Source organism: Pedobacter sp. B4-66 (assembly GCF_018492665.1).
Lineage (GTDB): Bacteria > Bacteroidota > Bacteroidia > Sphingobacteriales > Sphingobacteriaceae > Pedobacter.
Genome location: NZ_JAFVME010000008.1, coordinates 80,649 through 97,650 on the forward strand (window position 1 = coordinate 80,649; position 17,002 = coordinate 97,650).

Below are 17,002 nucleotides of genomic sequence, written 5' to 3' on the forward strand. Positions count from 1 at the left end.
GCTTAAGCAAAAGTATTTCTTAGTAAAAAATATTTAAGACTCTAATTTATCAATTACTAACACTCTATTGAATTTATAGTGACAATAGATTGATTTTCACGTCAAAAAAGGATAAGTTTATAAAAACCATTAATTACAAAATGCCAGTTTATTTTGAAAAGATAACTTCCACCCCGGGCGAACCGATTTTCACCAAATGGCTTGAAGAGAAAATATTTTCTTTTCCTTTACATTATCATCCGGAGATCGAACTCACATTAATATTAGAAGGTTTTGGAAAACGATTTGTTGGTGATAGTATTGAGGATTTTGAACCTGGAGATCTTGTCTTGATAGGAGAAAATATCCCTCATTTTTGGTGCAATGGCAATAACCCTACAGATCGTTATTCACAGGCAATTGTAGTTCAATTTAATAAGTCCTTCCTTGGCGAATTTTTTTTCAAATCAGCTGGAGCAGATCATATAGACAAATTAATCAGCAACAGTAATAAAGGAATATGTTTAAAAGATCCGGCAATAAAAGCATTAATTCAGGAGAAGTTAATGAGAATAGTCCATCTGGATACCTTTGAAAAAACTATGCTCTTACTTGAAATACTTAATATTTTTGCAAAATCGGATGTGTATTATTTATCCAGTTCGGGTTTCAAACCGAATCTGAATGAAATTGACTGTACAAGGCTGAATAAAGTATACAATTATGTTTACGATAATATCAGTAATTCATTTGAAATATCAGATGTAGCAAACTTGTTAAATATGAGTATCTCTAATTTTTGCCATTATTTCAAAAAAAGAACAAAAAAAAATTTTACCCAATTTATAAACGAAACAAGGATTGGTAATGCAAAACGACTGCTAATTGAAACCGACAAATCCATAGCTGAAATTGCATATGAAAGCGGTTACAGCAGTTTATCTAATTTTAATAAACAATTTAATTCTTTAGTTAAGTTCTCACCAAAACAATTCAGGAAGAATTATTCTTTCAATCCCATTTTACCTTTGGTTAATTCAGAGAATTTAATTGTTATTGATTCAAACATTTAACTGGAAATTCAGTTCCAATTAGACCAGTTTCATGAAGGTAATTATTAGTACTTCAATGGCACTTAATGTTATCAACAAGCACGGAATCCCCACATAAATGAGTAAAAAGCTTCCATCGTCTATTTTTCCTCGCTGCTTTTCAATTTCCAAAAAAAGTAATTACACTAACCATTCCCAGACAATACCATTTTCACTGTTGTTCTTCGCCATCTATTTAATGGCAAATAGCCAGATGCTCGAAGCTAACATTTTTTTTACAAGCACAAACCAAGGTAATAAAAAACATTTAATTAACTTAGTTTCAATCACTTTCAGCTGAAAGTTTATGCTAATAATTTCAAGTTAATCAAATTCATTCGCTTATGTCAGATTAAACAAATCAATAAATATATAACCAAATCTAAAATCATCCCTTATGAATTCAAGATTTCAAAATCCCAGAAACCCACTGGCCGCGATGTGGGCTTCAGCGGTAGAGAACTACCTGCGTGGAAAACATCCCGAACTGAACATTCAGCAGATCCGTCAACTGCCAATGATGCAGGGAGCCTATGCACACCTGAACCAACTGAAACAGAAACTGCAGGTATCCAAACCACCCGCGACACCCTCCCCGGCGGAAACAGATCAGGATTTGAAGGTTGCTCAAATGGCTTATCTATCCCAGACCTTTTTCAATTTTGCCCTAACCGCTGCTGCCTTTTACACTACAGGCAGTGTGATGTATGAAAGCTACATTGCCTTACTGGAGGACTATAACAAGACAAATAATAATGCCGATTTCAGCTCCGATGACCTTGCAGGTTTTGCATTGTGCGTGATCGTATGGGTGGGATTGGTCGGGCTAACCGGGCTAAGTACGACAGAGCGGAGCTTCCTGAATTATCTGATCAACCTGCTGCCACTCAGTACCGCGCAAAAACAGGAGATTAATGACTTTTGGGACACCATTCCTAAATATGGCTATACCCTTCAATATCGTAACGCAAAAGCTTACCCGAACTACCAAGCGATCCCCTGGACGATCCCTCCAGAAGCGCAGATTGTCATCCTTGGAGACTGGGGTACTGCACTAGACGACGCACATCAATTTCTGTATGCCATCTGGAAAAAAGCCTACCAGAAAAGTTCAGACGGAACGGTCGTATTTCTTCACTTGGGAGATATCTATTATTGCGGTCTTCCGTATGAATGCCAGGATTACTTCCATAATGTATTCGTCAATGTAGGGAAACAATTACAGGCGGATATCAATGACAGTAAATTTAATCCCACCCCCCCAATCTTTACCTTGCCAGGTAACCACGAATACTATTCCTACGGTTACGGTTATTTTCAATTGCTGGATACACTGAATAAAAATGTGCCCAACATCGACGCTGCTCAGCTTTCTCAGCAGTGCAGCTTCTTTTGCCTGCGAACTAAAGATAACAGATGGCAGTTCCTGGGAATGGATACTGGTCAGGCCGACGGGAACGGACTGCTGGCGGCACTGGAAGGCCTTGGAGATTTAGCCAAGGATTGGTTTAATAGCTATCTGCCTGACTGGGGCTGGGTTCAATGGCTCTCTCATCTGGCCCAAAACACCTATGATGACTTTGTCGGTCCCTTCCAGCCAACATTGAACAATGAAGAGTTGAGCTGGCTGAAGGACAAATTGGATCACTTCAATGGTAAAACGATTATGTTGTCACATCACCAGTTATTCACACGCCAGGCCAAGATTAACCACAACAATCCGGTATACCTGAATACCTGGCTGGATAAAAACTTCAGTTACTACTTCACCAATAAGATCGCAGCATGGTACTGGGGCCACGAGCATAGTTTTGCATTGTACCTCGATGGGCTGTGGGGGCTGAACAAAGGCCGTTTGTTGGGCAGCAGCAGCTATGAAGCCACATTAGGCAAGGATGATCCTTATGCCAACAACCACCCAATGGTTCCCTTCGCCCCAAACATGGACGAAGGGTTGGTAGACCAAAATAAGGACGGCCTGTATCACCATGTCGGGGCCATTCTACATCAAAGCGGTTCGGCCATGAAGGCCAGGTACTATCAGTTTCCTGCATGGACACAACTGGATTCGGTTCCAGAGAATCGGCAACTCGAGGAAATCACCGATGTGGCAGAAGAAATTACTACCTCCTTCACATCACTTAAACCAAGCTGGATCGGAAATCAAGTGATCAACGAGAATAACGTGACTACAGATAAAAGCCCTGCAATCACAAGCTGGAACGACATGCTATACATGCTGTATAATGATGGCGGTAACCTGAAAGTATGCACGGCCAATACCGCCGGTTATCGTCCGGAAAGCAGCAAATCTGTGCCAGCCTGGAGTAGCCCTGCGAATGTTAAAGTCAACAATAATAGCCTGAAAACAGGAAATTCTCCTTCCGTTATCGCAGTAGACGCCCATGTTTATGGTTTTTATCTCGACGACAAAAAATACATCCAGGGGATTGTCGCGCCGGCGACCAGCAGTACCCCGGGCAACTGGACTTCCATCGGAAAAATGCCCAGCCAGGTAGGCGATGCCGCTCCCTCGGTATGTTTCTTTCAGGGCAGGATCTATATTGTGTATCGCCGGGCCAGCGACAAAGATGTGGGCTGGGCGTATTATGATGTAGTAGACAAAACCTGGACGGATTTCGGCCAGCTATTTCCCAATGGCACTAACTATGGCACCTCCTACACTCCTGCACTTGCGACGGATGCGTATCACATCTATATGGCCTATCAGCGGGATGGAACAGATATAGGATGGGCTGTGGGAACTCCATCGACTTCTGCTCCCATCGACACGGAGAACAACATCAAGTGGAAAGATAAAGGTAAGCTCATGACCAGTGCCAAAGAAGAAACAACCAACCCCGACACCAAAATTGGTCTCACACTTCAGTATGCAGCAGGAGTCTTTCTGCTGGTTTATACTTCAACCAATAACGACCTTACCCAGTGTGCACTAAATGGTACAGATGCAAATAATACCGGTAGCTGGATTGGCAGCAATACGGTGAAAGTGATTGTAAACGGCAGCGGTAACAGAGCTAACGCCAGCAGTAGGTGTGCCCCGGCACTGGCCATTACATCGGTGGGAGGCTTCCTGGTCTATCGCGGCGAGGAAAAAGATGAAATTCACTGGGCTTATTACTAAGCCTTGCCGGCCTTACAAAGTGCACTAGCTATTGAATTAACAGTTTAAACACTTTAAAACATCACCTGCGGGCTTCCATACCTATGGGAGACCCGCAGATTGTATATTTTGCAGACATTCCATTGGAAGAACCAGAATTTCACTACAGCTTGAGGCATTGTTAGTGATCGGGAAGAACAACCATAAAAGGTAGCTATCAAGGTACTAGGACGCAATGGTATTCATTTAAATGAGGAAAAGGTTGAAATAATATTGGATTTTCTTTACCTCATTGCAAGGACATATAGCGATATCAGAGTGAATGATTACTACGGGATATTTGAAGCCAAGAAATGATTCGAACACTAAGATCTGCCTACCAATGGATTTTAGACAATTTTATCACTAAAGAAACTCACATGCAAAAATAGTTAGAAAAATCTCGAACACCTTTTTAACTTTTAAAATCCAGATGTAAATATTTAAAAATCAGAATTTTAAGGACATAAAAAAAGGAAATAACCAATTATGGTTATTTCCTTAAGCGGAGGAAGAGGGATTCGAACCCTCGGTACCGTTGCCAGTACGACAGTTTAGCAAACTGTTCCTTTCGGCCACTCAGGCATCCCTCCGTATCTCGAAATCTCCCTTTCGAGGTTGCAAATATAGCAATTCATTAATATTTACAAAAGAAATTTTATAGAGTTTGTTGATAATCTATGCGAACATGATAGATACTCATAAGCATCGTCTTGAATATCAACTTTATAGTTTCAAGATCTTTTAATGTAATATCGCAATTATCTAGTTGATTTTGTTCAAGTTTATAGTCAATTATACGTTCAACCAGGTCATTTATGCTCTGAGCATCCGGATTTTTAAGACTTCTTGACGCCGCTTCCACCGAATCTGCCAACATTAAAACACCAGTTTCTTTAGAAAAAGGTATTGGCCCAGGATATCGGAAAATATTCTCATCAACAAATTTCTCAGGAGAATTCTTTAAAAACGACTGATAAAAATAATCTACACGAGTGTTACCATGGTGAGTTCTGATAAAGTCTATTACACTTTCCGGCAATTGATGCCTACGAGTAATTTCTATGCCCTTATGCACGTGCTTAATGATGATCTGAGCACTTTGCTCATAAGGCAGCTTATCATGCGGACTAAGCCCTGTATTTTGATTCTCAATAAAGTATTGAGGGTTCTCTATTTTACCAATATCATGGTACAATGCACCAGCCCGAACTAGTAGCGAGTTCCCTCCTATTTTAAATATAGCAGCTTCTGCCAGGTTTGCCACCTGCAAGGAGTGTTGGAATGTACCTGGTGCTTTAAAAGCAAGCTCCCTCAGCAACTTATTATTAGTATTGGTAAGTTCAATTAATGCCACATCAGATGTAATTCCAAATAGTCGCTCAAAAGCATAAATTAAAGGATAAGCAAGTAAAGAAAGTAACACACTCACTATAAACGGAACAAAATTAAGCCATTCTATCTGGCCAATAGAACCTTCTCTAAGTAAAGCAATACCAACAAATGAAATAAAATAGGCAGTAAGGATAAACAATGCCGACAATAACAACTGCTCCCTTTTAACTAAGTTCCGAATACTATAAATTGCAACCATACCTGCGGTTACTTGATAATATACAAACTCAAAACTGTTTGGCACAAAGAAACCGGCAATCAAGATCACCAGTAAATGCAAGTATAAAGCCAGCCTTGTATCAAATAGTATCCTTATAATAATGGGGACTATACAATATGGTATGTAATATAAACTAGGCAAATTTAGCTTTATTGCCCATGATAAAGCCAGGAGCATAGTTGTTGTAACCAGTAATATCAGAGAAAGCTGACGGTTATCTGCAAATATATCCTTACGAAACAAATGCAAAAACACCATTAATAAGCAAACATTAAAGCCTACCAGCAAGATCTGCCCAAAGTAAACCAAGCTACTATCACCAATTGATTTAGATTGCGCCTCGTATATCTCCTTAAATGATTGCAGCTTTTGATAAATTTCGTCATCAATTACATTATTTTTTGCAATTATAAGTTCACCTTTCTGAACCATCCCTCTGGTTGTAGAAAGACTATTAATTGCATTCTCTTGCACAATACCAGTTAGCTTCTCATTAAAGATAATGTTAGGCTGTAAATGGTCTTCTACAAGATTGACAATTGCCTCTTTTACTTTCAAATTTACCGACTGAAAATTGTCTTTAAAATAATCAAGCGCAGTTTGAACTGTAAATACATCCTGACTACTGACAGCTCTACTTACATTATTATCCAGCAACGAGAAATCATAATTTTGGCTCCCCTTCTGATGTTTTGCATTAATTGCAATGATTCCCTTATCGTATATCGATTTCAAGAGTTTAAATGAAGATTCCCTGTACATCTCCTTTTCATTTTCAGGAAGCGCATTACTTCTCCATTTTACGTCAAACTCATTTAAATAAGCCTCTTCAACATCATTAATCAGATACTTGTTTATGGTATAAATTGGCAATACATTATTCAAAGCATCCTTTTTATCAGTATCTACCTGTGGATTAGTTTTTAGTATTGCAAAATTAAATGGAGAGATAAGATCTTTATTTTTCCAGATTTCACCCTTTTCAAATTCGTACCTGAAACGTGGTTGTTTTGGTAAAAAAGTAGTGATTATCAATACAGAAAGCACCATCATGATATACTTGATATTTGATGAATACTTACGGTAAAGCACCCTATGAGAATTCTTTTTGATTTTTGCCAAAGCGATTTATGTTGAATTTAATTCAAAAATAACATTAATTTTCATTTGAATGTCTGATTTATTGGCTTTAAGGCTTAATCCGCTTTTACATTACACTAAAAGATGGGGCAAAAAAGTAAGTTTATAACCTTAGGTTAGACTAAATGAAAAATTATAAAGTGCAGAAATAGACGTTATAATGTGATAAACAAAAATGATACAGATCAATAATGTTAAAAATGGTAAGTTTTAACCACCAAATGACAGTAATTATATAACTTTGCTTCCAACTAACTTAAAACACAGTAAATGAGAGAAGTAGTAATTGTATCTGCTATCAGAACTCCAATTGGTAGCTTTGGAGGTGCATTATCAAGCTTTTCTGCTACCCAATTAGGCGCCTTAGCTATTAAAGCGGCAGTGGAAAAAGCAGGACTAAAGCCCTCAGATATTCAGGAAGTTTACATGGGCAATGTTTTATCGGCCAATATTGGTCAGGCACCTGCAACACAGGCAGCTAAATTTGCCGGACTGCCCGATCTTCCCGCAACCACAATCAATAAAGTTTGTGCATCAGGTACAAAAGCAATTATGCTTGCCGCTCAAAGCATTGCACTTGGCGAAATTGACATTATTGTTGCCGGAGGAATGGAAAGCATGAGCAACGTTCCATATTATTTGGATAAAGCTCGTACCGGCTACCGTTTGGGGCATGGCCAAATTACTGATGGTCTACTTAAAGATGGCCTATGGGATGTTTACAATGATTATCACATGGGCTCTGCTGCCGAATTATGTGCTTCAGAATGTGGAATTAGTCGAGAAGATCAGGATGCTTTTGCAATCACTTCCTATCAAAGAGCTCAATCAGCTCAAACTGAAGGCAAGTTTGATTCAGAAATAATCCCGGTAGAAATAAAAGATCGTAAAGGCGAAATCACTCTTGTATCTAAAGACGAAGAGCCATTTGCTGTCAAATTTGATAAAATACCTGGTTTAAAACCAGTATTTAAAAAAGATGGCACCGTTACCGCTGCTAACGCTTCTACTCTTAATGATGGCGCCGCAGCCCTTGTTTTAATGAGTGCTGATAAGGCAAAAGAACTTGGATTAAAGCCACTCGCTAAAATCCTGGCTTACGCCGATGCACAGCAGGCACCAGAATGGTTTACTACTGCTCCATCTAAAGCTATTCCATTAGCTTTAAAAAGAGCGGGCAAAACTATTGCCGATGTAGATTATTTCGAAATTAACGAAGCATTTTCTGTAGTTTCACTTGCAAACAACAAAGAACTTGGTTTAGCAGCAGATAAAGTAAATGTAAATGGTGGTGCCGTTTCCCTAGGCCACCCACTAGGTGCTTCGGGTGCAAGAATTGTAGTTACCCTGCTTTCTGTTCTTGCACAAAACAACGGAAAAATAGGTGTAGCCGGAATTTGTAATGGTGGTGGTGGTGCTAGTGCTATAGTTTTAGAAAATATTATATAAATGCGAAAGAGGTTAAAACCTTTAATACTGATAATGATACTATGCTGTGCCACGGCAAAGCTTAAGGCTCAGCATAGTTTTGCTTTTAACAATGGTCCTGCAATGAGTAAATTTCAGGATTCGTTAAGCAAACTTAGTGACGACACATTCAATGCAACCAGCAATTCTGAACGCTATGTTAAAAATGCAGCCTTTATAAAAACATTGGTTAATTCACTCAAAGTTCAGAATTCATTTCTTTATCCCTTCGATTCATTAAAGAAAATAACGATCCTTAAGTCCCCAGACAATTCTTTCAGGATATTCTCTTGGTCTGTCCCTCTTGATGATGGATCTTACCGTTTTTTTGGTACCATTCAGATGGCCACAAAAGATGGGAAGTTAAAAATGTATCCACTAATCGATGACACTGACAACATTAAGGATACCAATCTGATCTCCAGTAATAAAAACTGGTATGGCGCCAGATATTACGAAATTGTCCCTGTTATTATGAACGGTCGTCCGCCCTACTATGTATTGATTGGATGGAAAGGCAACAGTTCAAAAACTTCTAAGAAAGTAATTGATGTGCTTTCTTTCAATAAAGAACAACAGCCTGTATTTGGCAAGTCTGTATTTGAAGAGGCCAAAAACACCTCCACTAAAAACAGAATTGTTTTTGAGTACAACAAACAAAATACAATGACAGTAACACTGGACAAGAATGTGAATATGATTGTATTCGACCACCTTGCCCCTATTTCAGAAGAAATGAGTGGAAACTTCGAATATTACGCATCCGATTTAAGTTTTGATGCGTATAAACTATTAAATGGGAGATTAAAATTAGTAGAAAACATAGAATTAAAGAATGAGCCAAACGCGATGGATGATCTTTTTGCAGACCCAAAAGACAAGAAAATTAAGGCCATAAAGAAGCTTTAAGTGTATTTAATACACCTTTGACGTAAATTAAAAATTTGGGAGTTTGCCATCATGTACCTATCTTGCGCGATGCTTATTTTTACAAAAACTGGGAATAGCGCTTTCTAACAACTTTAATAACTCCGACAAAAAACATTATTCCTGATGTAAAACACATGTCAGGCCTAAATAGTTTTAAATTAATGCACGTGAACTAACTGAACTTACTATAAATAATACACAAGAAAACTAAAATGGATACAAAAAATTTGGATACGCCAAATAACTTTTTTGAAAGTAAAGTACTGGGGCATCCCGCTGGACTGTTTGTTTTATTCTTCACGGAAATGTGGGAGAGATTTTCATACTACGGTATGCGGGCCCTATTGGTCATGTTCTTTACCGCATCTGTTTTAGGAGATCATCCGGGCTGGGGTTGGCCACGTGAGCATGCAATGTCTCTTTTTGGATCTTATACTGCCTTAGTATATTTATCCACCATGCTTGGCGGTTACTTTGCTGATAAATTAATTGGATTTAGATGGGCTGTAATTGTTGGGGCTTTATTAATGACCTTGGGTCACGGTTGCATGGCGGTAGAAACGCCATTTTTCATTTACCTGGGCCTTGGTCTATTGGTTTTTGGAACAGGTTTTTTCAAACCAAACATGACTTCAATAGTCTCTTTAATGTACAAAGATCATCCTGAAAAGAAAGATGGTGCTTATACCATTTTCTACATGGGAGTAAACGCAGGTGCATTTTTTGGAATATTACTATGCGGTTACCTTGGCGAAAAAGTTGGATGGAGTATTGGTTTTGGATTAGCAGGAGTTTTCATGCTTTTTGGCTTATTACAATTCTATTTCACTCAGAATATCTTTGGAAACATCGGTTTAAAACCACTTAAAACAAGGGATATCGTAATAGATAAAGATGATGTTGACAACAGAGTTCCATTTACTTTATGGCAACTAATAGTTGTTGCGCTTTGTTCAGGTTTAGGCTTAATCTGGGTTATTAATGATCCTATTTCCAAGATATCCCATGGACAAAGCAACCTACTGAATTTCAATATCTTTGGAATAGAAGGAACCAATTTCACTATATTATTAGCATTGGGCTTATTTCTATTCTTATTGTTTTACAGGCTAACAAAATACTCAAAGGTGACTAAGGAAAAATTATACGCAGTTACCTTTTTCGCATTCTTAACCTTTTCATTCTTTGCTGTTTTTGAGCAAGCACCGGGTACATTAACACTATTCGCCAGAGATTACACAGATAGAATTTTAGTAGGTAACTCTAGCTTAATTTTCTTAATTGCCAACTCTCTAATTGCAGTAGTCCCTTTAGGTATTATTACATGGGTTTTATTACTACTTTTTAAGCAAACTTTCAAAAAGTATGGTTTAGCTAATATCATCCTAAGCATCAGCTTTGTGATCATCTGGATCATTACCATCTGGATGTTGGTACGTGATTTTTATGGTGCAGGGTTCCTGAACTTATCAGACTCTACTTTAGCTTCACTTAAAATAGAAAAAGTTAAAGAAAGCCTTACCCAAATCCCTGCTTCCTGGTTCAGCGTACTTAATTCATTATTCATTATTACACTTGCTCCATTGTTCTCTAAATGGTGGGAAAGCAGATTTAACCCTAGTGCAAACGTGAAGTTTGGTATAGGAATGATCTTATTAGGACTAGGAATGGCGTTCCTTGTTTTTGGAGCAAGAGACATCATACCAGGAGCTAAAACAGCTTCGGTAAGTATTTTCTGGTTAATCATGGTTTACCTATTTCATACCATGGCTGAGCTTTGTATCTCTCCTGTAGGTTTATCTTACGTAAGTAAGCTTGTTCCTGCCAGAATGATTGCCTTTATGTTTGGAGTATGGTATTTGGCTATTGCTATCGCAAATAAAGTAGCAGGTATTCTTGGAGAAAATGCTGATAGAATTGCCGCTGAAAAAGGAATAAGCTATTTCTTCTTAATTATAACCGGGGTTGCTGTTGCAATTGGAGTTTTATCAATTCTATTAACTCCAGTGATTAAAAAGTTAATGCACGAAGTAAGATAAGCTAAAAAACAATGCAGAAAGACATTACACTAGACGAGATTCAGAATTTCGAAGGTAAATACCCAAAGCAGCTTTGGGCCTTATTTTTAGTAGAGATGTGGGAACGCTTTTGCTTTTATGGCATGCGTGGAATGCTCACTATCTTTATGATCGACAAGATTGTAGGCCTTGCCCTTAGTGATAAGAATGCAAACTTACAGTACGCAGCCATCCAGGCATTTGTGTACGCATTTACCTTCCTAGGTGGCATTTTTGCAGATAAAATTTTAGGTTTCAGAAAATCGCTTTTCTTTGGAGGGATGATTATGATTCTTGGAAACTTAATCATTGCAGCTTCGCCAAGAGAATTCTTTTATATCGGGATCACGCTTTCTATTATTGGAACTGGCTTTTTCAAACCAAACGTTTCTTCAATGGTTGGCGATTTGTATAAAGAAGGTGATGGACGTAGAGATGCTGGCTACGGAATGTTCTATGCTGGTATCAATATTGGTGGTTTACTAGGTGGTGGTTTGTGTGTATATCTAGGTAAATATGTTTCCTGGAATTATGCATTCCTGGCAGCAGCTATTGTAATGGCTATAGGCTTGATCACCTTCTTGTTTACCAAGAAAACTCTTGGACCTATTGGTGATTCACCTTTGAAAAACATGCCAGTGGGTAAGAAAAGAATACGTGAAATTGGCGTATACCTTTTCTCCCTGATTTCTATTCCTTTGATCCTAATCATGGTACAAAACACGCATTATACAGACTATTTCATGTATACTATTGCGCCTTTATCTGTCATTTATTTCTTATATGAAACTTATAAAGTGAAAGATCGGAAGTTCCAGATGAAATTGTTTGCTGCATTTATCTTTATTTTCTGTTACTTCTTATTCAATGCCATCTACGAACAAAGTGGCGGTTCTTTAGCTCTTTTCGCTGAAAAGAACTTATCCCACACCCTGTTGTTCTTTAACATCGATCCTAACGTAGTTAATAACAGTTCAAACTCTCTTTTTGTGATTATATTGAGTCCGTTGATTGGCTTATTGTGGTTGTGGCTTGCTAAAAAGAAAATGGAACCTAATTCTATTATTAAATTCGGTATTGGATTTTTGTTTCTGGGAGCTTCCTTTTACATCTTCTTTTTTACCCGTTTCTTTGCTGATGCCAATGGCGTAACTTCATTAAACCTGTTTACTCTGGGTTATTTCGTAACCACAATTGGTGAGCTTTGCCTGGGGCCGATCGGCATGTCGCTGGTTACTCAGTTATCGCCTAAAAAACTGACCGGTATGATGATGGGAATGTGGTTTTTAGCCAGTGCATTCGGACAGTTCGCAGCGGGTAAATTCGGAGCAGAAATGTCGGTAAGTGGCGACAATGTATCTCTACTCACCAAGCTGGAATCTTATACTGCAGGATATTACAATTTGGCAATTTATGCGGGCATTGCTGGGGTGTTCTTAATACTCTTCTCTCCATTAATCAAGCGTTTAATGCAAGGCGTAAGCTAAAATTGCGTTTATTTAACATATTTTAACCCGTAACCCTAAACCGGTTGCGGGTTTTTTCATTTAGAATCCATAATTTCGCTACTTAATTTATTTTACGTGTCAGACAGTCTAGTAATTATACCTACCTACAACGAAAAAGAGAACATTGAGAGAATCATTAGGAAGGTTTTTTCTTTGAGTTACTTTTTTGAAATATTAATTATTGATGATGGTTCACCAGATGGCACAGCCGAAATAGTTAAAAAACTTCAGCAAGAATACCCTGCGCTTCATTTAGAGCAAAGAACAGGTAAACTGGGACTTGGAACTGCCTATATTCACGGTTTCAGATGGGCTTTAGCCAGACCTCAGTATCAGTATATTTTCGAGATGGATGCTGATTTCTCTCATAACCCTGATGACTTGGTACGCCTACGTGAAGCCTGTGTAAACGGTGCAGACGTTGCCATTGGCTCTCGCTATGTTAGGGGAGTTAATGTGGTAAACTGGCCTATGAGCAGAGTTTTAATGTCGTATTTTGCCTCAATGTATGTACGCTTAATTACACGTATCGACATACAGGATGCAACCGCAGGATTTAAATGTTACCGTAGAGAAGTATTGAATACTATTCCTTTAGATAAGATTAAATTTGTTGGCTATGCTTTTCAGATTGAGATGAAGTTTACAGCTATCAAATACGGGTTTAAAGTCGAAGAAGTTCCCATTATATTTACAGACCGTACAGAAGGCACTTCAAAAATGAGCACCAGAATTTTCAGGGAAGCATTTATTGGTGTAATCCAAATGAAGGTATGGAGTTGGTTCAGGAAATACGATAGAGCTTAATCTATTCTTCTTTTCTGGGTTTTCCGTCACGCATCATTGTCCCGAAATCCCAGTCTTTATCCATAGCTGAAACAATCTTTACAATTCTTTTGGTACGGGTAGGTTCTGTCTTGGCAGAATTAAGCCAATTGATATACCAGTTTTGATGCGATTTAGGTTGCTTCAAAAAGTTTTTAAGCAGATGTGGTTCATCAGAAAGACAAAGTTCCAGATCTTCGGGCATTTCTATTTTAAAGGTTGTATCCTCTTCTAAAGACAGCTCCAAAACTCCTCCCAGATCTTTCTTAATCTGCTTACGCATACCTCCATTTAGCGCCATAATGAAATTCCCCTCTCCCATTGGCACCAGTGCTATCCCCTCTATTTCAAAATGATCTAAACGTCCTTTCACACGATAACTCTTCCTGCAATCAGGCTTAATCTCATTGGCAATAGCCAATGGAATGAAAACATAAGTCCACCCCGACTTCTCACCCATTTCAGCAAAACGCTCTATCTCTGCTTTGAAAGTAACCATATTAGATTAAAATTTCTCTTCAACACCTAAACCAAACAATGCAAAATCATATTTAACCGGATCCATAGGATCAAATTTAAGGAGTTCATTTGTAAGCTCTACTGCTGTACGCCAATCCGTCTGTTTTCTCTCAATTAAGCCAAGCTTCCTGGCTACCCTATCCACATGTACATCACATGGGCATACCAGGTCTGAAGGCTTAATGGTACTCCATATTCCAAAATCAACACCATTACGATCCTTCCTTACCATCCACCTCAAAAACATATTTAAACGTTTACAAGTCGACTTCTGCAATGGTGATGAAATGTGCTTTATCGTTCTCCTTGGATAATCAGGAAGAGAGAAAAAGTAAGACCTGAAATAATTAAGAGACCTTTCAGATTTAGGCGCTTGCTTAGCTAATTCCGGCAACATACAGGTTGAAGAGGCATACTGTGTATATCCATGCTGAAGTTCATCAGTTAGAAAGTCAGTCCTAAAAACATCAGAAGGTGATAAAAATGCTGCTTCAAGACTATCAAACTGATGATAATGCTGATTAAAAAAGGAAACAAAATACAACAGATCAGTATCATTAAACGTCCTGTGTTTAAAACCCAACAAGCGTTTCAAATCCTCCTCGCCGTGGTGCAACATAAAATTATGTGGATCATTATCCATCCGTGCAAACAACTCATTACATTTATTAATAATTGTTTTGCGTTGCCCCCAAGCTAAAATTGCCGCAAAAAATGCGGCAATCTCGATATCTTGTTTTTTAGTATACTGATGTGGAATACAAATTGGGTCATTTTCAATAAAGTTTGGTCTGTTATACTGATCAACCTTTACATCCAAAAATTCTTTAAGTTCTAAAAATTCCAACTGCTTGTCATTTAAAAATATCCTATTATTTAAGCGCCTGCTCTAAGTCAGCAAGCAAATCATCAATATCCTCCACACCAACACTCAGGCGCAACAGATTGTCTGTAACCCCTACTTTCTCACGTTCCTCTTTAGGGATAGAACCATGAGTCATGGTAGTTGGATGATTAATTAGTGACTCTACCCCACCAAGTGATTCTGCAAGCGTAAACACCTTAAAAGAAGAAGCCACACGGAATGTTTCCTTTAGATCGGCGTCCTTTAAAGTAATAGATACCATACCTCCAAAACCACGCATTTGCTTTTTGGCAATGTCATGATTAGGATGATCTTCAAAGCCAGGCCAATAGATCTTGTCGATCTTTGGATGAGTTTTAAGATAGCGTGCTACTTTTTCACCATTCTCACAATGCGCTTTCATTCTTAAATGAAGCGTTTTAATTCCCCTCAATACTAAAAACGAATCCTGCGGACCAGGTGTAGCACCACAAGCATTGTAAATAAACCAAAGGTCTTTATACAACTGGTCGTCGTTAACAAGCAAAGCGCCCATTACCACGTCAGAGTGCCCACCGATATATTTAGTTACAGAATGCATTACAATATCAGCACCCAAATCCATTGGATTCTGCAAATATGGCGAAGCAAACGTATTGTCAACAGTAAGAATTAGTTTATGTTGTTTGGTGATTTTAGCAACCCCCTCAATGTCAATAATTCTCATTGTTGGATTGGTTGGTGTTTCTATCCAAACCAATTTGGTATTTTCATTAATATGAGGAATTATGTTTTCCGGTTTAGACAAATCCAAGAAATGAAACTTAATGCCATATTTCTCATACACCTTAGTAAAGATGCGGTAAGAACCACCGTAAAGATCATTTCCGGTAATCACTTCGTCGCCAGGCTTCAATAATCTTAAAACAGTGTCCGTCGCACCCATTCCGCTCGAAAAAGCAAGACCATATTTAGCATTTTCTAATGCTGCTAAACAATCTTCAAGTGCTTTACGAGTTGGATTAGTACCTCTCGAATATTCATAACCTTTATGATCACCAGGAGATTTCTGCCAGTAAGTAGAGGTTTGATATATTGGAGTCATCACTGCTCCGGTTGTAGGATCAGGCTCTTGTCCAGCATGAATAGCTTTAGTTGCAAATTTCATATATTGTCGTTTTGCTCAATTTCTGATTTAAACTGGTAACCAAGGTTTTTACTGGTTGGATAACCACTTGAAGCCAGCATTGATTGTTTTTGATTTAAAGTTACTTCTTTTATTTCTGCAAAAGGCGGTAATAAAAGATCAGCATCTAAACAATGAAGAATAGATCGTTCTATAATATCGGTAAGTTTTTCTTCAGTTATAACGTTGTCGGCCATACTCTGGTATAAGAAATCAAGCGCCCCTTCTCCCTCAACCATAAAATGTTTCTCTTTATTAACCAGTATACGCGCGATAAGCGACCCTTCGTCAGATAAACGGTTATACTTGATAGAATCTGCCAGGAAATTATGAATATAAATTGTGCCACAATAGCTCAAAGTTTCATCCTCCTTGATGTATTTTGTCTGATGTATGGAATGTGATTTATCAAAGGCAAACACATTGGTGTGCATTGAAACCATCAACATATCACCCGAAAATTTAAGCTGACCTTCAAACTTACCACTTTCCTTAAAGTGTACTTCAACAGAAGGATCCTTAGCTACGTAATCCGTTTGCAACTTAACAGCAATTTTGGAAAGCTGGGTCTTCAGCAAGCCGAAGACCTCAGTAGTATTCCTAAAAATTTTCTGTTTTAACGACGCTTTACTCTCAAACTCACTAAGTATTTTGCTATAATTTTCAGTTTCCATTCCA

Annotated in this window: 12 protein-coding genes and 1 tRNA gene; 7 read left to right on the plus strand and 6 right to left on the minus strand. The window is 38.2% G+C overall.

What is annotated here, in order from left to right:
* Nucleotides 1-140: 140 nt before the first annotated feature.
* Nucleotides 141-1,052: an AraC family transcriptional regulator gene (locus J1905_RS14785; RefSeq protein ID WP_214228063.1), complete on the plus strand. Its 912-nt coding sequence runs from the start codon at nucleotides 141-143 to the stop codon at nucleotides 1,050-1,052.
* 415 nt (nucleotides 1,053-1,467) lie between these two features.
* Nucleotides 1,468-4,215, plus strand: coding sequence for a metallophosphoesterase (locus J1905_RS14790; protein ID WP_214228064.1), 2,748 nt, complete (start codon nucleotides 1,468-1,470; stop codon nucleotides 4,213-4,215).
* 524 nt (nucleotides 4,216-4,739) lie between these two features.
* Here J1905_RS14790 and J1905_RS14795 read toward each other — a convergent pair.
* A tRNA-Ser gene (locus J1905_RS14795) sits at nucleotides 4,740-4,826 on the minus strand.
* Between the two features lie 65 nt (nucleotides 4,827-4,891).
* Nucleotides 4,892-6,970 carry an HD family phosphohydrolase gene (locus tag J1905_RS14800; protein WP_214228065.1) on the minus strand — a complete coding sequence of 693 codons (2,079 nt, stop codon included), beginning with the start codon at nucleotides 6,968-6,970 and terminating at the stop codon, nucleotides 4,892-4,894.
* Nucleotides 6,971-7,258: 288 nt separating this feature from the next.
* On the opposite strand from J1905_RS14800, the gene J1905_RS14805 reads away from it, so the two are divergent.
* The 5 genes from J1905_RS14805 to J1905_RS14825 all read left to right on the plus strand — a co-directional run bounded on the left by J1905_RS14805 (nucleotide 7,259) and on the right by J1905_RS14825 (nucleotide 13,757).
* Entirely contained in the window at nucleotides 7,259-8,437 is a 1,179-nt protein-coding gene (locus tag J1905_RS14805; RefSeq protein ID WP_214228066.1) for an acetyl-CoA C-acyltransferase, read from the plus strand.
* A 33-nt stretch (nucleotides 8,438-8,470) separates the two neighbouring features.
* Nucleotides 8,471-9,364, plus strand: coding sequence for a hypothetical protein (locus J1905_RS14810; RefSeq protein ID WP_250318104.1), 894 nt, complete (start codon nucleotides 8,471-8,473; stop codon nucleotides 9,362-9,364).
* A gap of 233 nt (nucleotides 9,365-9,597) precedes the next feature.
* Nucleotides 9,598-11,424, plus strand: a complete 1,827-nt coding sequence (locus J1905_RS14815; RefSeq protein ID WP_214228068.1) for a peptide MFS transporter — start codon at nucleotides 9,598-9,600, stop codon at nucleotides 11,422-11,424.
* Between the two features lie 11 nt (nucleotides 11,425-11,435).
* Nucleotides 11,436-12,929, plus strand: coding sequence for a peptide MFS transporter (locus J1905_RS14820; RefSeq protein ID WP_214228070.1), 1,494 nt, complete (start codon nucleotides 11,436-11,438; stop codon nucleotides 12,927-12,929).
* 96 nt (nucleotides 12,930-13,025) lie between these two features.
* Nucleotides 13,026-13,757, plus strand: a complete 732-nt coding sequence (locus J1905_RS14825) for a polyprenol monophosphomannose synthase (RefSeq protein WP_214228072.1) — start codon at nucleotides 13,026-13,028, stop codon at nucleotides 13,755-13,757.
* 1 nt (nucleotide 13,758) lies between these two features.
* Here J1905_RS14825 and J1905_RS14830 read toward each other — a convergent pair whose 3' ends face one another.
* Genes J1905_RS14830 through J1905_RS14845 form a run of 4 tightly spaced genes read right to left on the minus strand, consistent with a single transcriptional unit; the run spans nucleotide 13,759 to nucleotide 16,998 of the window.
* Nucleotides 13,759-14,274 carry a YdeI/OmpD-associated family protein gene (locus tag J1905_RS14830; RefSeq protein WP_214228073.1) on the minus strand — a complete coding sequence of 172 codons (516 nt, stop codon included), beginning with the start codon at nucleotides 14,272-14,274 and terminating at the stop codon, nucleotides 13,759-13,761.
* A 6-nt stretch (nucleotides 14,275-14,280) separates the two neighbouring features.
* Nucleotides 14,281-15,141 carry a TIGR02757 family protein gene (locus J1905_RS14835; RefSeq protein ID WP_214228075.1) on the minus strand — a complete coding sequence of 287 codons (861 nt, stop codon included), beginning with the start codon at nucleotides 15,139-15,141 and terminating at the stop codon, nucleotides 14,281-14,283.
* A gap of 25 nt (nucleotides 15,142-15,166) precedes the next feature.
* Nucleotides 15,167-16,306 (minus strand): cystathionine gamma-synthase, encoded by a 1,140-nt coding sequence (locus J1905_RS14840; protein WP_214228076.1) that lies wholly within the window; start codon nucleotides 16,304-16,306, stop codon nucleotides 15,167-15,169.
* Nucleotides 16,303-16,998 carry a hypothetical protein gene (locus J1905_RS14845; RefSeq protein WP_214228077.1) on the minus strand — a complete coding sequence of 232 codons (696 nt, stop codon included), beginning with the start codon at nucleotides 16,996-16,998 and terminating at the stop codon, nucleotides 16,303-16,305. Before J1905_RS14845 ends, J1905_RS14840 begins: the two co-directional genes overlap by 4 nt.
* Nucleotides 16,999-17,002 lie beyond the last annotated feature (4 nt).